The organism is Bacillus haikouensis, assembly GCF_013179555.1.
Lineage (GTDB): Bacteria > Bacillota > Bacilli > Bacillales > Bacillaceae_B > Rossellomorea > Rossellomorea haikouensis_A.
Genome location: NZ_JABMCR010000048.1, coordinates 1 through 20,492, shown reverse-complemented (window position 1 = coordinate 20,492; position 20,492 = coordinate 1). Strand labels below are relative to the sequence as shown.

Below are 20,492 nucleotides of genomic sequence, written 5' to 3'. Positions count from 1 at the left end.
TTCCGAACCGAAGCCTGATTTCAATTCGTTTCGGATTTCGTCCGAGAATACACCGACGTCATCGGTTTTGTCCATCCAGTCCTGGTCTGCGCCCATACCTTCCAGCTCAGGGTCTGCCAGATGGCCTGCGAATGTTCTCCATCCTTCCCCGATGAACAAGGCGTCAGGGTTAACAGAAGCTGCTGCTTCATATGCGTTCTGAACCGCAGGATACGTTGCGTCACCCATCATGTCGAATCGCATGCCATCAATCTTGTATTCTTCGAACCAGTATTTCACCGAATCGACCATCAGCTTCTCAGCCATCTTGTGATTGGTGGCGAGATTGTTCCCAAATCCCCCTAAGAAGTTCCCTTTCTCATCTTGAAATGCGTAGTAATTTGGAACAATGTCGTTCAGGGTGCTTGTTTGTGCCATATGGGTGTAGACCACATCCAACACGACACCCATGCCGGCATCATGAATGGCATCAATCAGCTGCTTGAGCTCCTTCACACGCAGTTCAGGGTCAGCCGCATCCTCTGAGTAAGCCCCGTCTGGTGAAAAATAGCTGTGCGGGTCATAACCCCAGTTGTATTCATTGCCGCCTGCTGAATATTCAAGTTCCCGTTCATCCGTCTTGGTTTCGTCTCCATAATACCAAGCCATGACCGGCAGGAGTTGAACGTGTGTGACACCAAGGGATTTGATGTAATCCAGCTTGTCGATGAAAGCTTTATAAGAGCCCCATCTTGCATCCAGATCACCTTCAATGGAAGGATCGGATGTGAAATCACGAACGTGCGCCTCGTAAATCACGGCGTCTTCACGTTTTTCATAGCCATCGATAGCTGCATGGCTGAAGCCTTTCGGATCGGTACCATCCAGGTCGACAATGGCGGCCTTCCCGACATTGTCCCCGTCTGGACCGGGATCCCCTTTTGTATCTACGGTGAACGCTGCCATCGATTTCGCGTAAGGATCCAGCACTTTTTTCGTGACCCCATCGTTCGTTACTTCGTATTGATAGTAGTAACCATTTAAATCGGAAACATTGAGGTCAGAAGCCTTGATGTCCGCTTCCCAGATCCCTTTTTCACCTTTTTGCAATTCAATACTGCCAATCTTGGCTGCTGCATCATTTTTATCAAAGAAATCGGCTGTAACCTTGCTTGCTTTAGGTGCCCATAACTTTAAGACCGCATCACCGTCTTTGTATGACGCACCAAGATCATCTCCCTCGTAGCCATTCATTTCATCAATCATTCTCCAGCCGGTCGAAGCTGAAACAGTCCTGCCCGCGTACGTGATTGATAAAGGCAGCTTCTCCAAACTGAATGCCGCTTGCACTTCAACGGTTTTGCCGCCAGTTATCTTGACACTTTCCACCGCGACACCGGCATCGTCACTGTCTTTGATGTCCAATCCTTCTTTTATAGCTTCCGGTGTCAAACCTTCCGTCATTGTAAAACCAAGGCGGATCGTGTCTTCCGAGATGACTTCTGCTGAAGTGATGCCGGATGCGACTTCCCAGTGAGGGGAGACGTAGACGGTATCGTCATCCTGCTTGATCCATAACCGGTTGTATTTGTCCAATAGATTGAAGGTTTTGTTTCCGCCGTCTTTCCCGGAGTCACCTTTCGATTCATCAAGCATGATGAATCCTATTTCTTTGGCATTTTCATTTAACGGGAGGTCGACATAGGCACCATATTGGTCCGTGCCTGTGATGTCGGCCGCTCCTGTCGGCCAGTCTGTGGAAGGGGATGCTACGTCACCCCAGCTCCAGACACCAAAGTTCTCATAATTGGCGTCGTCCCGGACGTAATGGATGCGGACTGTATTTTCAGCCAGATCAACAGGTTCATACGTGGATACTTTGTCTGAACCCTGCTCGATCCAGATCTCGTTCACTTCAGGCGAATTGATGGTAAATCCTTTGTCCCCGCTGTCTTTTTCACCGGTCGTACGGTTCACTACGAGGAATCCGATGTTCTTCGCCCCTTCTGCCAGTGGAACGTCAATGTATGCCCCATAGCTGTCCGTTTTCTCAAAAGGTGCTGCACCTGCCGGCCAGTTGGCGGAAGGATCTTCTACATCATACCACAGCCATGCACCGTAGTTTTCATAGTTCCCATCATCCCGCTTGTAGTGAATACGGATATTGTTTTCCGGTACCGGCTCCACCTCCGGATCACTTCCACCGCCCGAACCTGCTTCAGCATCCGTTATTGCACCGCCTTCAACTGTCAGCAGGGCCGTGCCGCCATCTCCTGTCGAAGGAATGGGTACCGTTACTTGATCAGAGCCGGAAGCAGGATATTCTTGTCCGGAATAGTGATCGGTGATGACAGCATTCGGTGAGTCTAGTGAAACCGTTAATTCTTTTTCCTCTTCCCCAACGTTTAGCCCTACATACACAGATTCATCCTGATACTCCCGTGAGAACATCAAGAACTGGTCCGTATCTGTACCGCCTACCAGGCTTCGTTCCCCTTTTGCAAAAACCTTGGAATGGTCCCCCCTGAAGGTAAGGATCTTCTTGTAATGCTCCAGAATGCCGTTACTTTTAACCTGATCCCAGGCAAAATCATACCGGTTATCGTATTGAGGATAATTGTTTGCTCCACTTTGACCGAGCTCTTCGCCGTAATAGATGACAGGCTGCCCTTTAGCTGTTGCCTGCAGGGAAGCAGCCACTTTCAGCTTGCCTTCGTCTCCGCCGAGGGAATGGAGGAACCCGTCTTCATCGTGGCTTCCCAGGAATTGTCCAAGTGTTGCCGTGTTATCGATTTTTCCATTGCGGACAGTCAGTTTGTCATTCGCCGCTTTCAAGCTGCCGTCAACAAACTCTTTTGCAATCCCCTTGAATCCAAAATCAAGCAGGGAATCCATCATTCCGGATTCAAGGTAGCCATAGTCGTTGCCGGCACTTGCTCCCCATGCTTCCCCGATCATTTTGTGTTCGGGCATTTTCTCAGTGATTGCGTTCTTGAAAGCCTGCCATGCAGGTTTATCCACGTGCTTAACTGTATCGACACGGAAATAATCGATCGTGTTGCCTTTCGCCGTTGTCGCCTTTTCGATCCAATCGGTCTGCCAGTCGATGATCTGCTGGCGAACTTCAGGGTTTTCAGTGATGATGTCAGGAAGGCCTGCCAACTCTCCGACTACTTCATCCGTCCCTACGTCCGGCCCCTGCCGGACGATGTCACTGAACCGGGTGCGGTCTTCGTCTGTCGGATAACCGGCTGGCGGCTCCGCCAGATCGTCAATCTCTTTTAAACCGTACCCTGTATGATTCAACACGACATCCACCATAATCTTGATGCCTCGTTCATGGGCTTCGTCGATCAGTGTATGAAATTCTTCCAACGAACCGAAGTGAGGATTCAGTTCACTAAAGTTATTGGCCCAATACCCATGATAACCATAGTAAGACTCCTCTTCTTCACCTTTACGGACATCGTATTTCACATTCTCCACAACCGGACTGATCCATACCGTGTTCACACCCAGCTCATCCAGGTAATCTAGTTTTTCCGTGATCCCTTCAAAGTCTCCCCCTTGATAGGCACCGCGTTTCGTTTTGTCATAGTTTAGATTATAGGGGTCATCATTCGTTGGATCCCCGTTGAAAAAACGGTCTGTCAGCATGAAATAGATGATGGATTCATCCCAGTCAAAATCATTTTCACCGACAGACTGCCTCGTTTTCACTTCCACTACTGCTCTGCCTTCATAAGTGTTTCCATAGTTGTCGACCACAGAAATAGGAATGGTCTTGTTTCCGGCCGTGACGTGATCGTCGACTGCCACCGTCACTTCTTTCAGTGATGGATCGATGGGCAGTGTTTCCGAGCCGCCGAGTGAAGAAAGGTCTGCTGTGATTTTATCCACTTGATTACCTTCCCCCAGACCGTCCACCTGCACGGATAACACAGCGTTCTCATTATAATCGATGGCTGCCGGTTCAACTGCCCCCGTTACGGTCAAGTCACCTTCTTGAAATTCAATGAATGAATTTCCATCGACCGAATTGTATGGATCACTGACCTCCGTTGTTTGGCCGTCTTTTGTCACGAGGTATGAATAGGGAGTCTTGCCATTGGGGATGTCCTCGTATGAAATCGTGAATCTCTCATTCTCAGGCTCATACGACAATTCTTTCGTTTCCCCGTTAAACTTCAATTCTACTTTGTCGATTGATTCCATGGCATCGTCTGCGAACAGCTCTTTGTCACGATAATAGAAAGTTGCGTTTCCCTGTTCGATGACCGGGGCCGAACCGTCAGGGACAATCCGGATTTCTTCGACACCGCTTGTGATGTAAGCTTTGGTAAGTGCATCGTTTTTGTTTACCTTGATGAAGCGGTCGCCAAATTCTTTTTCGGCCGTTTCCCAGTCTTCTGTACTGCGGAGCACGAATCCAAATTGTTCCGTTTCCGGCGCCACCGCGATATTCGCTGTCGCCACCCCGTTTTCATACGAATCAAAATTCAGTTGATCATCCTGCACCCCAGTATTCCAGGCCCAGATATTCCAGCCGTCATACTGTTTATCATCGCGGGTGTACGTGAAGCGAACCGTGCGTTCTGTCGACTGGCTGGTTTCCAGTGCCTCTCCAGCAGACAATGCCTCTGCCGCCTGAGCCGGCACGTAAGGAAGCCACAGACTCAATAACATCAACAGCGTCATGAAAACCGAGAAGCGTCGCTTTGTTCCTTTCTTCATGGTCATTTTTCCTCCCTTTTTTTAGAGAATGAGCGCAGTGGTGAAAACGTTTGCACAAGTATGCAGAAAAAAGCTTCATTCCCTCCTAAACAGCAGATTAAAGGCACATACTCTTTTCTATGACTTAAAATGCAAGCGTTTGCAATTATCTGTATTTTTAAATAGTACATGATTTTTACAAGCGGAACAATATGACGAAAGTCTCAAGCACACAAACAAAAGCCTGGAGTGGGGTTTGCCTCTCCAGGCTTTCCTCTTTCCGTTCCAAATGTAAACGGCTATTGGGACAAGGGACCTGTCCCCGCGTCCCATTCATTTCGAATGGATTGGACGTTCTTTTTCAGTAAGGATTTGATTTTTTCCCCGGTATGGCTCTTTTCCAGGTGTTTGGAGAAGTCATCTAAATGTTTCAGTGCTTTATCTGTATTGCCTTTATTATAGTGGTGCTGAGCCTGTTTCAGTCGGTTGATAAGCTGGTTCACTGTGGCATGATCAAGGTCTCCGCTTGCTTCCATACCTTTTATTTGAGCAGTCAGTGTGCCGGTCGTAACATCGACGGTGATTTCCAGCGGATTGGATGTGACCGTTTCTCCATTGTACGTGACAGTCGCCTTAATCTCGGCTGTGCCTGCATTGAGTGCTGTGGCTTCCCCTTCCTTCAGGTCCACCGTTTCCGGGTCACTATTTTCCCATTTAATTTCGGCACCCGCAAGATCAACCTGTTGACCATTTGCCAACGTCACCTTCAAATCTAGTTTCATGGACTCTCCCTGGAGAAGATGGGTTTCTTCTGAGGTCAGTTCCGCACCTTCGACAGATACTGGAAGCTTTAGTAAATCCGCTCCTTTTGCATAATAGATATTGCCTTCATTATCGACATCCATCAGGTTGACCGTATCTCCGATCAACTGCTTGCTCATCATGGTTTCAGGATCGATGACGGTCAATTTCCGCCCTGCTGTGGTATAAAGCATTCCCTGCTCATCCCATCTCATAAAGAACGGGCGCCATTGACTGCCCCGGTGGACACCGGTGTAAAATGATTTCTGCTTGATGATCTCCCTTGAATCAGGCTCCATCGCAAACACGACACTGTTTGCTTCTCCATCTTCATTCACTCCATAGGCGGTACCCCAGAGGTTCCCGTCAGGACCGAAGGATAACTCCCCTATCATTTCCGGTGTTTCGATACCTTCCACTTCCAGGTCAAATAATTCGTATTCCCCGGTATTCGCTTCATACTTAAACATCCTCGCTTTTTCTTCTGTCGGATCTATGCCCAGTCCGCCGGCAGTGGTAGATCCTCCGTATAACATTCCGTCCTTATAAGCGAGGCCGATAATGCTCTGATTTTCAACGATATTCCGGATCGTATTCCACTCACCCGTTTTCTCATCGTAAATGGTCAGTGCGCCGCCGAGCTTGCCGTAATCAGAAATGGTTCCTGTGAATAATTTATTGTCACCTGATGCAAAGGTGAACGGCCTGCTCTGGTCCTCCCCGATATTATGCACCATTTCGGGATTATCCCCGCTGCCGCCGTCTTCATATTTAAAAGGAAGTTCTGGGTTGAACTTGTAAATTTGTGCACCTCCGTAAATCCCCATGTATACATTCCCGTTCATAAATCCGATTCCCTCGATCTGGTGAGGATTCCGTTCGCGGAGCAGATACGATTCCGCGGCTGTATCATAGACCCCGAACGAACCTTGATAACCGCCCATATACACCTTCTCATCAGGACCAATTTCGAGGCTTTGAATCGAGAGACCTTGCAGATCCACCTCAGGGTAGACGACTTTGACTTCATTTGTGCCAGGATTATAGGTGGAGTATTCGATTTGATGGTGAAGGATCGACAGGACCTGTTCACCTTCCTCATTGGTTGTCCACTCATAGGCTTTTACCGGTGAGGAAGGTAAAGTGACCGTTGGCTCTACCGGCTGTGTTTCATCCGTTTCCATATTATAGGTCCACAGTTCGCTCGTACGCTTGTCTTTAAAGTAAATCAAGCTTTCATCATAAGGCGAAGGAGGTGAAATCAACCCGTCATAGGCAGACTCGTCTTCCCAGTTCATTTCATGGACCACTTCTCCTGTGTCCACGTCCAGAACAAGCAGGCTCGTACCGTATGCGACAAATAATCTGTCACCATATTCCCAGACATTCGAAACAGATGTACTGCTGCCCGTGATCGGAAGGTCGACTTCCTCCCTTTCCCCGCTTTCACGGTTCATCTTCATCAAATAGGCTGTTGTACCAATTCCTACATATAAGTTTTCATCCGTTACACCAAGTCCCCTTGCGTAGTTCTGTTCTTCATGGAAGCGGCCAAGATCCGTAAGGGTATCAGCCTCAATATCATATTCGAACACTTTGGCATTCGGATAAGTTGCCCCGTAGATCTTCCCATCTTCTGTTGCATCCAGCTGCCAGATCCAGTTATCGGAAGGACTCTTACCGACTTCCTCCAGTTTCTTTTCGTCCACCAGGTATCTGTACAAAATGCCGTTGTAGGTACCGGCAAAGTACACATTCCCATCCGACCCGATTGTCATCCCCCATACGACATCACTGCCCGGCAGTTCATGGGAGAAAATCTTTTCCCCGGTTTCAGCATCGTTGGCATAAAAAGTTGCCGGGGACCCATTCGTCGCATAGTAGACTTCACCGTCGCCGATGGCAGCTCCCTGGGTTTTGGCCGCCAGTGCCGATGGACCAAGGTTGATGGGGTCCCCGTATTCAAATGGCAGCTCCAGCTGTTCGTTCGATTTTTCGAAAAATTTGATGTTATCATAGTATCCCTTTGTTACTGTGCTCGTGGTCTGATAGAGGAAGACCTTGACTCCCGCAGCACCGGCAGGAGCGTTGGCCTCAATCGCAACTTCCTGCCACTCTCCCTCCTTTAGCCCTTCGAAATATTTTGGTGTATTCCCAAAGTTCTTTCCTTCATCATCATACCAGCGCAGCCAGATCCCGGGATTGCCGGTTACCAATTCGTCTGCAAACAGCTGAGCAGTCAGCTTATAGGAATTCCCTTCCTTCACTTCAATCAACTGACTGAAAAGGCCGAAAGATCCCGAGTTGTCAACCCTGAGGCTCCTCTCTCCTTCAAATGCCTTTTCGTTCGACACATTCATGCCGGTTTTAAGACCTCCACTCCAGACCACCCAAGCGGAGATGTCCTTATCCGACCCCGGAATCGCTTCAAACCCTCCGTTTTCTACCTGAAGCTCTTCCCATCCCCCATCAGCCGACACCGCCGGCTGAAGTGACGGGACCAATGAAATGAACAATAGTAAAGAAATCATGACTGAAACTGTACGCAGTACTTTTCTACTCATTTTGTTTCTCCCTTCTTCATTTCGTATTTTATACGAGAGGAACGGCCCTTTTATAAGAAAGGACTTCTTTTATCTCCCTCCTTCATCCTTTGATCTGCCATTTCTACTCTCTTAAGAGACACTGAACAGGACATAACAACCAGAATCCAGCAACCGTATTTGCACCTTTTTCACGCAGCAATCGCATACTCTTCACCCACTCATTTCCTATAAGCGATTTCACCATTGATCATCGTCGCTTCCACCGACAAATCCTGATTCAATACGACGATATCGGCATCATACCCTTCCTTTATCTTTCCTTTGGAAGCTGATTTCCCTGTGGCTGCAAGAGGACCTCTGCTTGCCATATAAACTGCATCTTCCAGTGAGATGCCGCAATGCTCGACAACATATTTCACCCCTTTGTCCAAGGTGATCGCACTGCCTGCCAGTGCACCGCCCTTCAATGTCACCTTGTGACCTGTTTTTATCAGATCCTTTCCACGACAGGAATATTCTCCATCCTTTAGATCGTTGTAGCCCGTGCAATCCGAAATAAGGATCATTTTCTCCCTGCCTTTGACCTTGAATAATAGTTCGATCATTCGCGGGTGGACATGTTGGCCGTCCGGAATGACTTCACAGGTCAGCTCATCAAAATATAAAGCAGCGGCTGCCGTTCCCGGGGTCCGGTGATGGACCGGGCTCATGGCATTGAACGTATGGGTGGTCTGAGTCAAACCGTACGTAATCGCGGCCTCGATTTCTTCGAGTGATGCGTTTGTATGGCCTGCAGAAAGGCAGATCCCTTTTGAACGGAGTTTCTCAAATAGCGGGAAATCCCCTGCTTCTTCAGGTGCAAGCGTTATGATTGAGATGATATCGGAGAAAGGCAGGAGGACATTTTCCGCCTCTTCGGCTGTGAGCGTCCGGATAAGAGACTTTTTCTGGGCACCCGGATATTCAGGACTGATCCAGGGACCTTCTATGTGTACACCAAGCAGCTGAGCGCAGGATGGTAAACCCGTGAACCCTTCGGAGGACTCCAGGAAATCAATAAGATCCTGCCGCTCGGAAGTTCTTGATGTTGCCAGAAAAGATGTTACGCCAAAGCGCGGCAGTTTCTTGGCAATTTCACCAAAGGCTTCAGCAGAATCCATAAAGTCGAAGCCGCTGACACCATGGATATGCAGATCGACAAACCCGGGACAGATCACCCCGTTCGTTTCGTATACTTCCGCGTCATTTGAGAGCGGGGTGTCACGAACACACACGATTTTCCCATTCAATATCCCGACCACTTTGTCTTTATGTCTTTGGCCGTCTGTGATGAGATCACCTTTTAAATAAAACAAATGAGGATCCTCCCTCCTGAAATGGGACGATGAACCTGTCCCCCTGTCCCAATTATAGATGCACGGAGGTTTTTGTATTGCTTGATGTGTAAGCGGCAAGGGCGGCTTCCAATGCTTTCAGGCCATCGTAACCGGTAATAGACGGCTTTCTTTTCTTCTCAACACAGTCAACGAAGTCCTGAATGAGTCCGTAGTCCATGTCATTCCCATAGAAGACATGCTGCAGGGATTTCGTATCACTCTTGAACAGTCTGAAGTGTTCTTTGAAGGCATCTGCCTTGACGGTTTTCTTCGTGCCGATCACTTCGATTGCGGCATCGCCCCAAATCGGATATTCGGTGAACCGGGACCAGCTTGCGTCATGGGATGCGATGACGCCATTCTCAAATTCAATTGTCAGGATACCCGCATCGTCTATTTCAATGTCATGGAAAAATGAATCGACGATTGCATGGACAGAGGAAATCTCCTTTCCAGAGTACCAGCGCATTATATCCACCATATGGACGGTGTGATCGAGGACGGCTCCACCTCCCGATTGTTCCGGATCAATGAACCATCCGCCGGGATTTTGTCCGCGGTTTGTCGTCCGGAATGCCACGATATCGCCAAGCTCGCCTTCATCGATCCTATTCTTCAACTGCATAATCGGGTCGCTGAATCTGACCGGGAAGGCGATCTGCAGGATGACTTCATGCTCTTCACAGACTGAAATCATCTCTTCGGCATCTTTTACATTCGTGGCGATCGGTTTTTCACAAAGGATATGTTTCTTCGCTTTTGCAGCATTCAGAACCATTTCTTTATGCCGGCTGTTTTCACTGCATATGATGACAGCATCCATATCAGCAGCCAGAAACGCTTCCTGATCTCGAAAGTACTCCGTATGATAGGAATCAGCGGCTTCTTTGCCCCGCTTCTCATCGTCATCATAAATGCCGGTGATGTCTACGCCGGATAGCTTCATCAAGCTGTCTGCATAGCTGTACGCATGCATGTGGGCAAAGCTCATCATGCCAATCTTCATTCACCGCCACCCCCTTTTACAAGTGTCTTATATCGCTCCAATTGTTCATGAAATGCCCCATCGGCTGGATGGGATTTTTCTAAGATGTCTTCAGCATAATAGACGAGCGGAAGAGAAGTGAGTCCGGTTGGTTTGATCGGGGTCATTTCATCGCTGTCAAACTCTGCGATTGTTTGTATCCCGCTCCATTCAAACTCAATCCGTTCTGCTCCTTCATCAAACGTGTACTCCAAATGAGCCATCTTCCCCCCGCTGAATCTGGTTGTTATGATGACATGATAAGGAACCTTGCCGCGATCCGTGGACAGGACCTTTATTTCTTCGACTTTCCCCGCAATGGAAGACAGAACGAAGAGGTCACCATACATGACGGCTTCGTGATCATATTTTGACAGGATTCTTCTGAGACGAAGAACTCCTTGGGATTTCCCGTCAGCTGTTATGACATCTTTCATGCGTTGAAAAAAAGGATACAGCTCCAAATCAAAGTAGACGTTCACGTTCGTCTCCCCTATGAAACCCTCTGCCAAATCAATCGGTATGAACAGGTTATCGGCGTTTTCCCCAATCGATTTCACCCTCTTATCTTCCCGAGAAAGAAGCATGATTTCCTCGGATACTGACCGCTTTATTTTTCCCAATCTGCCAATCACCGCATTCTTCATAAGAAACCTCCTATTCAATTAGTTTTTTCAGGCGCCTGACGGCTTCTTCGTTTGACTCTTTCGCATCATCTTGTCCCTCGTATTCAATGGAGAGCCAGCCCTGATAGCCTTCCTCCTTCAATCCCTCCACAATATAGGCCAAGTCGACCTGCCCATCTCCAGGGACGGTTCCGATCAGTTCGACTCCCTGCGTGGATTTGAATCCTTTCAACTCTTCAGCGGCATCTTTTTCCCTGAAATCCTTGAAATGTACATGGACAATATCGGACTTCAATCTGTCGAAAGCGTGCTGCGGTTCTTCGTGGACCAGCAGAAAGTTCCCTGTGTCAAAGGTCGAACGGACGCAGGGGCTGTCAACTTTTTCTATGATTTCTTTCACCTGCTCACTCTTACCGGCAAGCAGGCCGTGATTTTCAATGGCTAAGTAAACTTGTTCTTCTTCCGCTTTTACTGCACACTTCTTCAACCCTTCGATAATCCAGCTTTGACCGTCTTCGTAGGTCAGGTCACCGTGGAGGTCACCGCAGAAAACCCGTACGATATTTGTCCCCAGGCTCTTTGCGGTCGTAATTCCGTCCAGAACCTTCTCCGCCTCTGCATCGCGGGCTTCCTTGGACTCTTTGACAAAGTTATTGGATACATCATAAGCGGAAACGACCAGATCATGTTCCTTTAACGCCTGTTTGACTTGTTCGATTTCCTTCTCCTTTTCGGTACCGCTTTTCCAGTAAAAATCGAGCAGCTCGACACCGTCCAGGGAAATCCGTTTGGCATAATCGATGAAATCGATGATGGACCACTTTTCTTTTTTGATGGCGGCTGCCAGGCTGTACATGCTGATGCTGATTTTCATGGTATTCCTCCTTATTTGGATGAGGCAGTTAAATGGGGTGTTGATTTCCGCTCGCCTTCATGTGAAGACCGGAAATCTTTCATGTCTATATGAATAATTGTCCAGCAACAAAGGCTAATTTTTTTTCATCATGAAACGAATTCGTTTCATGAGTGAACTGAGGATATACTTCGATCTCTTTATCTGCTGACCGCAGATGGTTAAAGGCGGCAAAGACGGTCGAAGGCGGCGTAACCGAATCTTCCAGCCCTGCCGCCAGCAAGGCCGGGCAAGTGATGGATTCACAGAAATGAAGGCTGTCGATATAGCTCAACGTCTTCTTTACCGCATCCTGAGTCTGGTATTGCGGGTCGTTCCATTTGAAATATTGGACGATTTCCATATAAGGACCGAGAAGGGCGATGTCGAGCGCCCGGTCAAAGTGTGTAAGGAACGGCCAGTCAGAAACGACAAAGTCCAGATTACCGTCGAGTCCCGCCGCTCCGAGGGCAAGCCCGCCTCCCTGGGAAGAGCCCATCACTCCCAGTTTCACCGCTGTTACAGGGGCATCTGCAGACTTGATCCAGTCCAGCTGGGCAAGGATATCCCGGTATACATTGGTATAATAATAGTTTTCAACATCCAGGATGCCATTCAGCATCCATCCCGGCACCCTGCTTCCGTTCCCGTATCTTGCAAAGTCGGGGGAAGACCCTTGGCCCCGGATATCAAATGAATAGACAGCCGCTCCGAGCGCTGTCCATTTTAAATAATCGGCCGCGAGCCCGCAGCTGCCGGTATATCCATGAAAACATACGATGACCGGGCATTCTTTCACTCCAGCGGGTTTCATGAATATACCGGTTAAAGGTGTTTCATCCCAGCTCTCGAAAACGAGATCCGTCACTTCCACGGAAAGCACCGGGTACATACGCCTTGTTGCTCTTACCACAGGATGGAATGACTTCATCCTTTTTTTCTGCATTAACCAGAAATGATTGAAATCATCCGGTTTACCGGTAAGCCCCGGCTTAAATTCGCGTAATTGTTCAAGAGGAAAATCCCCAACGTTTCGTCCCATGAGCGGTCCCCCTATTCCCTTAAAATGGCCATTCAAGCTCGAATCCTTCCTGTTGAAGTTCATGCTGGAATTTCGCTAATAACTGTTTATCTTCCCGGACTGATTTCGGGTCGATGTCGTGTTGTATACAAAAGGAGGTCAGTGCACCGCATGCTTCACCGATGTTCCACTCCACCGGATGCAGCCTGTAGCAGCCGTTTGTAATATGGGTGGTCCCGATGTTCTTGCAGCCAGCCAGCAGGTTATCCGCATCTTTCGGGATGAGTGCCCCGAGTGGAATATAAAATGGGAGAGCTTTAACATCGAGATAATTTCTCCCTGTCATGCTGGGATGCAGATCGATACTGTATGACCCGATCCCCACGCGGTCTTCATACTTTTTCCCAGTGGCTCCATTATGGCAGGACGGGGAGACATCCTGTTCGACGACTGTATATTCCGCCTTGATTCGTCTCGACTCCCTGATGTAAGGGGCTTTGGCCAGACCATCTTCTGTCTCGAATAAATCCTTTCTCAGCTTCAGCCCCGGATATCCCTTTCCGCCGTCTGGCCTTGGGGCTTCTGTCTGAAGCCAATACAGCAGGGAGAGACTGAGCTGTTTTCCCTGATACAGGTTCTTCTCTTTTTCCTCTTCCGGCACGTCATAGACATTGCCCAGAAAGTAATCGTTTTGCGGCCAGTTCATCAACGTGACATCGCCGGCGGGGTAGTCAGATTCGAATTGACTGCGGTCATATATTCTCCTGTATTCCCATAAAGGAAAACCCTCTTCTTCTCGGAACAGCGTATACTTCCGTTTCTCCTTGGTGATCGGGTGAGGAGCATAAAAGCTCAGCAATTTATCCGGCCAGATATCCGGGTGGAAGTTCCGCCAGAAAGAGTACATATCAGGCTCCGGAATGGTGTGATCTTCACCATCCCTGTATTCCAAACCGAGCACATACGTAAAAGCCTGTATGTCTGACGGATCTGCCGCTTCCGGCGCATGCGGTTCCCCTGTTTCCGCCTTGGCTTCGGCACCGGTCACATACTCCATCCCGGCAAGCGGCAGTAAGTCTCCCGCTTCCGTCGCGTCAATATAATACCGTGCACCTATTTCTTCCATCGTCCCTGATCCGCCGTTCAGAAGTGTGACCGCCTGGATCTTCTTCCCCCGTTTCGTTACAGATGTCACCCTCGTATGGCGCAGGATGCGCAGTTGATTGGTCAGGACATATGGGAGCAGCATTTCGTTCAATACATGGAGGGTGACTCGGGGGTCATGACAGATATTGCTCACCAATCCGTTTCCCGGATTCAGGAAGTCCTTTGATTCGCCGGCATGTAAGTTACGCCTGTACACTTCCCTGACTCTGCTGCGATACTTCCGGTACCTTGAGGTCGATCCGTATTCTTCTATCCATTTATGCTCATCCGGAGGGACACCCTGGGAAGTAACCTGACCGCCTATCCAGTCCGTCTCTTCCGTCAAGATGACCTGTAAGCCTTTTGAGCAGGCAGCCATCGCAGCTGCACATCCACCAAGTCCGCCTCCTGCAATCAACAGATCCACTTCGGCACGGGCCATCATAAATATACTTCCCTGCCCGTTTTGGCAGATTCATAGACCGCGTTAAGCATTCTCATCACCTGAACACCATCCGATACAGGTGCAATCGTCTCTTTTCCCTCCAGGCAGCATGAGACAAAATGATTGATTTCATTGCTGAAGGCTTTTGTGAAATCAAACTTCAAGTTATCGACCTGAGGGGTGATATTAAGGATGGTGTTATGCTTTTCGGTGACGATCGCCAGCTCGGGTTCGATTTCTGCTCCACCTTTATCGCCGAACAATTTTACATACAATTCATCTTTTTTCGCCTGCAGCGTAAAACTGACATCGACCAGCAGTGAAGCCCCGTTTTCAAACCGGATCAGCGCATTGGTCAGGTCCTCCACATCATTGAGTCCGGGATCGTAATCGGCAGCTTGATAGAATGAGAGATTCTCGATATGGCTGCGATTACCTAATTTTGAGTAAGCATTTCCACTCACCGATACTGGTTTCGGTTTCCCCATGAAGTACCAGCAGATATCAATCATATGGACACCTAAATCGATTAACGGCCCGCCGCCGGATTTCGTCCGGTCACTGAACCAGCCTCCCGGGTTTCCCAGTCTTCGAAGACAGGACGTTTTCGCATAATAGATTTCCCCGAGTTCTCCATGATCCACAAAATTCTTTAATAGCTTCGCATTATCACCGTGACGCCGCACGAAACCGACTTGCAGCACTTTACCGGATTCCTTTACAGCCGCTTCCACTGCCAGCGCTTCCTCCACCGTCATGCACAACGGTTTTTCAACGAGCACATGTTTATCCGCATTCAAAGCAGCTATCGCAATCTCTGCATGTGAGTTATTCCATGTGCAAATACTGACCGCATCGATTTCGTCATTTTCCAATAAATCTTTGTAATCGCTGTATAATTGAGTGACACCGTATAATTCGCCCTTTTCCGCGAGCCTTCCTTCGTTTACGTCGCATAAAGCGATCAGTTCCGCCTCTTCATTGGCGAGGTATGGCTTGATATGGAATTCAGAAATGGATCCCGTCCCTATTACCGCAACTTTCAACATCGCACTCTCTCCCCTCGAAACTTAATTAAGCCGGATTTCTTTACCGAGATTCGATGATTCATAGATTCCCATTAACATTTTCAGCACTTCATATCCATCTTCGCCGTCACTCAACGGGCTTGATCCTGCGCGGATGCAGTCGATGAAGTGTTCGATTTCGTCCTTGAATGGATCATTATCTTCAAATACTGGCTGTTGTTTACTCAGGAGTCCATCCACTTCTGTATAAATGGCAAGAGGCGACAACGAAGCACCGCCTTTATCTCCCAGTATTTCAATTTGTATCCCTTCATCCTGCTCAGCATTCACCGCCCAGGCGATTTCCAGTGAAAGGACGATCCCGTTCTTGAACCGGATCCATGCTGAACCGAAATCCTCAACATCGAAAACATGACTGCTGTTCAATCGTTTGTTGCTCGATTCCCAGCTTGATACATACTTCGTTCCATAGTTCCCGAATCCGGCAATCGTTTTGCCTGTGATAGTCTGCGCTTCCGGCCTGCCGATCAGCCACCAGGCCAAATCCAGTACATGCACTCCGATATCCATGAGTGCGCCTCCGCCGGCCAATGACCTATTGGTGAACCAGCCCTTTGGCGTACCGCGGCGCCTGAACAGCTTCGCCTTCACATAGTAGGGGTTCCCGAAGGTTCCCTTTGATGCAAAATCTTTCAGAATCCTGACATCATTTCGAAACCGGTGGGTCATTCCTGCCATCGTTAAGACATTCTTGTCCTTGGCAAGCCGTAAATAGTCTTCTACTTCTTTCGACACCGTCCCGATCGGTTTTTCCATAAAGACATGGATCCCTTTTGCAGCAGCCTTCACAGCAATCGGGATATGTGTCTGGTTTGGCGTACAGATCATGACGGCATCCAGGACAGATTTCTCAAGCATCTCTTCTGCGCTTTGAAATGATTGGGGGATATCATATTTCTGAGCAATCATCCTCGCCCTTTCGTCATCCAAGTCGGCCACCGCCGCCAATACCGCATGTTCTGCGGCTTTCAAATACTTGATATGACTGGTTTCCGCAATGGATCCCAAACCAATCAGGCCGATATTCACATGACTTTTCATAGACTCACCCCTTACTCTGAAAAGTTGATTACTTTCGTTAACGTTACAGATTGCTTATTTACTAGTTCCCCATAAGCAGAAGCTGCTTCATTAAAGCCGACCTCCTCTTTGACGAACGGGCTCACATCGATCCTGCATTCACTCACCAGTCTGATATACTCGATTAGATTCCTGCCCTCCGTCCAGCGGACAAAGCCGTATGGATAATCGACGGCCTCAGCCTCATAATCCTTATCGTACCGTCCGGGTCCGCCTGCCCGGGAAATCAGGAGCTCAGCTTCTTTACTGAACATTAAATTGCGCGGGAAGTCGGGTTCGATGTCACCGACGATAACCACCTTCCCTTTATTCCGGATCCATTCAAGACTTTGACCGGTCAGGGGCGATCTCTTGCCGCCGGCACATAATAATACGGCATCTGCCCCATTTCCATTGGTGCATTCCGCTATTTCCGCTTTCATTTCCTCCATATTGGAGAAGGCTTTGATTCTTGTATTCTCCTTAACCATGTTCGACCGCTCTTCGTGAAGATCGTATGTAATCACGTTATACGAAGCAGCATCCGCGATCTTGGCAATCATCTGACCGAGAAGCCCCAGTCCAACGATGACGACCGTTTCCCCGAATTGGAGTTTGGCGATTCTGAGCGCATGGATGGCAATCGCTCCGATCCCACCGAGTGCCGCCTCTTTCGGCTCTACATTCTCAGGCACCTTCGCATATAAGGTTTTCGGAACAAGCAAGGTATCGGCGTGCTGAACGTAAGGCGCGCCGTACACTGCGACGAGATCACCTTCTTTGACATCGGTGATACCGCTGCCCGCTTCTTCCACGACACCCATCGCACTATAACCGAGCGTAACCGGCTCATCTTTACTGTTTTCAATAATCGTCAATTCCGTTCCAGGCGAAATGACAGAGTAGAGTGTTCTCACCAATATATAGGAAGGCTTCACTTCCGGCTTCTCCTCTATTACCATTTCCACCCGTTTGTTTGAGACTGCAATTTTCCTCATCAGATCCCCTCCGTGTCTGTCCGTCCTCTCTAATTGCCAAGCCATCTTGCCAAGTTCTCTTCAACGAAAGCATCGTCATGCAAATGAGGGTATGCTGCATATACACGATTAATTTCGTCCAATTGACCCGGACTTAACTCTTCCTGGTCAAGCAGACACCAGCGCCCTTTCATTAAACCCTGGCTTGCCAAAACCTGGTTGATTCCCGCGATACTGCCTTTGAATTGGTTCCTGGCATCAAAGAACGCACCATTCGCATCCGTGATTTCCTGTGCCAGGGTCAGCATGCTCTCCGATATACAGTCATGATCCCTCACTTGCTTGATTTCGTTAAAAAGTTCGACCGCCCGTTTCGTCCAAACCGACCAGTGCCCCAATAGCCCGCCTGCGATGCGCTTTTCCTGTACAGTCCCGGCTGCATTGAACTTGAAGGTTGTCAATAAATCGTGGACGATATTGTCGTCATTACCCGTGTAGAGGGCGATATCATCGCTTCTTCCGGAATGGCATACAGCCCGGACGACCTCGTTTGTCAAATAACGGTCAAACGGGGCAAGCTTTATGGCATGAACATTCGGGATGCCGGCGAACCTCTCCCAAAACTGATACGATAACACCCTGCCTCCCACAGCCGGCTGCAGATAGAAGCCAAACACCGGGATGATTTCCGCCACTTTCTTCGTCCGTTCCAGCAACTGGTCTTCGGAATAACCCTGAAGCCCGCCCATACTTAATAGCCCTAAATCATACCCGATGCCCTTACTGAATTCCGCCTCTTCGACCGCCTGTTCAACCGGCCCGCAAATCCCGGCTATTTTAATAAATGAATCGGGCACATGGGCTTTTTTTATTTCTTCGACTGCAAGCTTCAATACCCTTTGATAAAGATTGAACCGGGGTTCACGTATTTCAAATTGGGTTGTGTGGACCCCCACTGCCAAGCCTCCCACACCTGAATCGATATAATACCTTGTCAAAGCGCGCTGGCTCATTTCATCGAGCTCTTTATCCTTCGTTATGGCAAGCGGATGGGCAGGGATGAAGGCCCCTTCGTGTAAGGATTTCTTAACCTGTGATTTCAGCATTTAAAATGCTCCCTGCCGCTCTTGAAAGTGAGTCGGCTTGTTGTAGGTATAGCCGTCATCCCCCACCCACTCTGCCGTCATATCAATCATCTGCCCGATCGTAACTTTCGGATAGCCGAATAATTTATGAGCCTGTGAAGCATCATTCAGCAACGCTGTCGGCTGCTCTTCATTGACGAATACAGCTTGTTTGGCGAATCGTTTGGCAAATTCTTCTGCGAGCCAGCGGACAGAAATCGTCTCCGGACCCGTCACATTCAAGATCTTCGGCGGTGAATCCGTATGCAATAGAGACCGGATTGCATATTCATTCGCATCCCCCTGCCAGATCACGTTTACATTTCCCATCGTCAGGTCGATCGGCTGCCCATTATAAACCTGTCTTGCCACCTCAAGCAGAACACCATAACGCAGATCGATCGCATAATTCAGCCTGAACATCAGCATCGGTGTGTTATTCTTATGGGAAAAGTATGTCAGCACACGCTCCCGCCCCAGACAGGACTGGGCATATTCCCCGATGGGATTCACCGGCTGGCCTTCCGAGCAGTGACTGCTAATGACCTCTGTCAGCGGGTAGACATTACCAGTTGAAAATGCGACGATCCGCGAGCCGGTGAATTTATCGGCAAATCTGCCCGGCAGATAAGCGTTCATCGCCCATGTGAAGTGTTCATTCCCGACCGTTCCAAACTTGTTTCCTGCCATGTAGATGATGTTTTTCACATCAGGCAGTGCTTGAAGATCTTCATCCTTCAATAAATCGGCAGAAATCGTGTGAATGCCGAATGCATTTAATTCATTTCGCAATTCAGGTTTGGAAAACCGGGACACACCGTAAACTTTTTTATTCAACCCTGCCTTGTCAATGGCCCTCTTTGCCATCTTGGCAAGTGTCGGACCCATCTTTCCCCCTGCACCGAGAATCATGATGTCCCCATCCAGCTTGCTTACATCATGAATCAGTGCCTGTGAAGGTTCTGTCAGAAAAACCTCTAATTCTTCAATCGTTTTCATCAAACCACTCCTAAACTGTAAGATTGAACTTTCAGAAAATTACTTACCAACATCTTATGAACCGGCATATTAAAAGACAAGTCTTTAATTGGTCTTTAAATTTATCGCTCGGTAATAACTATCACAATATAATTTTGACAATTCAGATAATTATACGTATCATATTGACAAAAAGACATGTCTATAAATGGGACATAGGGGGGATGAGTGTTTGAAAAGCCAAAAAACCATACATGATAACTCTGAAATCAATATCGGTATCATTGGACCTGAAGAACTTGTCGATCAAACGAAAGAAACATTAAAATCATTTCCGAACTTCAAGCCATTCTTTGGAGTCATCAAACCGGGTAGCCTCATTGCTGAAGTTGCAAAAGATTTAATGTATGACGCAGATGTCCTCATGTTTACCGAATACCATCTGTATAACCTTGCAAAACAGTTCATTGATTTTCCCATCCCGGTCCATCATGTCCCGCTGATGGGAACTGGATTATACAGATCTCTCTTCCTCATCAAAAACAATCATGGATTAAAAAACCTTTCGATTGATACCATTGAAAAGAAATATGTCGAAAAAATATTGGGCGAACTTGTAGAAGAAAATTATGAACTCCAGGTATTTCCGAAAAACTCCACCCCTCCGTTGATCAGCGACATTGTCGATTTCCATGTG

At 48.3% G+C, this 20,492-nt stretch carries 13 protein-coding genes and 1 pseudogene; 1 reads left to right on the top strand and 13 read right to left on the bottom strand.

Annotated features, from left to right (window positions below):
- From HP456_RS06885 to HP456_RS06825, 13 genes are all read right to left on the bottom strand, one after another.
- Positions 1-4,713 (bottom strand): pullulanase-associated domain-containing protein (locus HP456_RS06885; protein WP_376766197.1); only part of this gene is annotated, 4,713 nt, incomplete at its 3' end.
- A 278-nt stretch (positions 4,714-4,991) separates the two neighbouring features.
- The gene (locus HP456_RS06880) at positions 4,992-8,057 is read right to left on the bottom strand and encodes an FIMAH domain-containing protein (RefSeq protein WP_172249412.1); all 3,066 of its coding nucleotides are present in this window, start codon (positions 8,055-8,057) and stop codon (positions 4,992-4,994) included.
- A 200-nt stretch (positions 8,058-8,257) separates the two neighbouring features.
- A complete protein-coding gene (gene nagA / locus HP456_RS06875) occupies positions 8,258-9,394 on the bottom strand; it encodes an N-acetylglucosamine-6-phosphate deacetylase (protein ID WP_172249410.1) in 1,137 nt (378 codons plus the stop codon).
- Positions 9,395-9,446: 52 nt separating this feature from the next.
- The gene (locus tag HP456_RS06870; RefSeq protein WP_172249408.1) at positions 9,447-10,421 is read right to left on the bottom strand and encodes a Gfo/Idh/MocA family protein; all 975 of its coding nucleotides are present in this window, start codon (positions 10,419-10,421) and stop codon (positions 9,447-9,449) included.
- On the bottom strand, positions 10,418-11,086 hold the full coding sequence (locus HP456_RS06865) for a hypothetical protein (protein ID WP_172249407.1): 669 nt from the start codon (positions 11,084-11,086) through the stop codon (positions 10,418-10,420). The genes HP456_RS06870 and HP456_RS06865 overlap by 4 nt, the downstream gene beginning before the upstream one ends.
- Before the next feature lie 10 nt (positions 11,087-11,096).
- Entirely contained in the window at positions 11,097-11,939 is an 843-nt protein-coding gene (locus HP456_RS06860; RefSeq protein WP_172249405.1) for a sugar phosphate isomerase/epimerase family protein, read from the bottom strand.
- Positions 11,940-12,024: 85 nt separating this feature from the next.
- Positions 12,025-12,999, bottom strand: coding sequence for an acetylxylan esterase (locus HP456_RS06855; RefSeq protein WP_172249403.1), 975 nt, complete (start codon positions 12,997-12,999; stop codon positions 12,025-12,027).
- A 19-nt stretch (positions 13,000-13,018) separates the two neighbouring features.
- Complete coding sequence (locus tag HP456_RS06850) at positions 13,019-14,569, bottom strand: FAD-dependent oxidoreductase (protein ID WP_172249401.1); 1,551 nt, start codon at positions 14,567-14,569, stop codon at positions 13,019-13,021.
- Entirely contained in the window at positions 14,566-15,618 is a 1,053-nt protein-coding gene (locus HP456_RS06845) for a Gfo/Idh/MocA family protein (RefSeq protein ID WP_172249399.1), read from the bottom strand. The genes HP456_RS06850 and HP456_RS06845 overlap by 4 nt, the downstream gene beginning before the upstream one ends.
- 21 nt (positions 15,619-15,639) lie before the next feature.
- Entirely contained in the window at positions 15,640-16,698 is a 1,059-nt protein-coding gene (locus tag HP456_RS06840) for a Gfo/Idh/MocA family protein (RefSeq protein WP_172249397.1), read from the bottom strand.
- Positions 16,699-16,709: 11 nt separating this feature from the next.
- A complete protein-coding gene (locus HP456_RS06835; RefSeq protein WP_172249395.1) occupies positions 16,710-17,714 on the bottom strand; it encodes a zinc-dependent alcohol dehydrogenase in 1,005 nt (334 codons plus the stop codon).
- Positions 17,715-17,743: 29 nt separating this feature from the next.
- Positions 17,744-18,799: a dihydrodipicolinate synthase family protein gene (locus HP456_RS06830; RefSeq protein ID WP_172249393.1), complete on the bottom strand. Its 1,056-nt coding sequence runs from the start codon at positions 18,797-18,799 to the stop codon at positions 17,744-17,746.
- Positions 18,800-19,816, bottom strand: coding sequence for an NAD-dependent epimerase/dehydratase family protein (locus HP456_RS06825; protein WP_172249391.1), 1,017 nt, complete (start codon positions 19,814-19,816; stop codon positions 18,800-18,802).
- Positions 19,817-20,027: 211 nt separating this feature from the next.
- On the opposite strand from HP456_RS06825, the pseudogene HP456_RS06820 reads away from it, so the two are divergent.
- Positions 20,028-20,492, top strand: a pseudogene (locus tag HP456_RS06820) (hypothetical protein); the annotation flags it as partial.

Bases quoted from the DNA above. Each gene is read 5' to 3' on its own strand.
- HP456_RS06840 (WP_172249397.1), bottom strand. From the start codon at position 16,698: ATGAAAAGTCATGTGAATATCGGCCTGATTGGTTTGGGATCCATTGCG.
- HP456_RS06830 (WP_172249393.1), bottom strand. From the start codon at position 18,799: ATGCTGAAATCACAGGTTAAGAAATCCTTACACGAAGGGGCCTTCATC.
- HP456_RS06855 (WP_172249403.1), bottom strand. From the start codon at position 12,999: ATGGGACGAAACGTTGGGGATTTTCCTCTTGAACAATTACGCGAATTT.
- HP456_RS06860 (WP_172249405.1), bottom strand. From the start codon at position 11,939: ATGAAAATCAGCATCAGCATGTACAGCCTGGCAGCCGCCATCAAAAAA.
- HP456_RS06870 (WP_172249408.1), bottom strand. From the start codon at position 10,421: ATGAAGATTGGCATGATGAGCTTTGCCCACATGCATGCGTACAGCTAT.
- HP456_RS06865 (WP_172249407.1), bottom strand. From the start codon at position 11,086: ATGAAGAATGCGGTGATTGGCAGATTGGGAAAAATAAAGCGGTCAGTA.
- HP456_RS06850 (WP_172249401.1), bottom strand. From the start codon at position 14,569: ATGATGGCCCGTGCCGAAGTGGATCTGTTGATTGCAGGAGGCGGACTT.
- HP456_RS06835 (WP_172249395.1), bottom strand. From the start codon at position 17,714: ATGAGGAAAATTGCAGTCTCAAACAAACGGGTGGAAATGGTAATAGAG.
- HP456_RS06880 (WP_172249412.1), bottom strand. From the start codon at position 8,057: ATGAGTAGAAAAGTACTGCGTACAGTTTCAGTCATGATTTCTTTACTA.
- HP456_RS06845 (WP_172249399.1), bottom strand. From the start codon at position 15,618: ATGTTGAAAGTTGCGGTAATAGGGACGGGATCCATTTCTGAATTCCAT.
- HP456_RS06825 (WP_172249391.1), bottom strand. From the start codon at position 19,816: ATGAAAACGATTGAAGAATTAGAGGTTTTTCTGACAGAACCTTCACAG.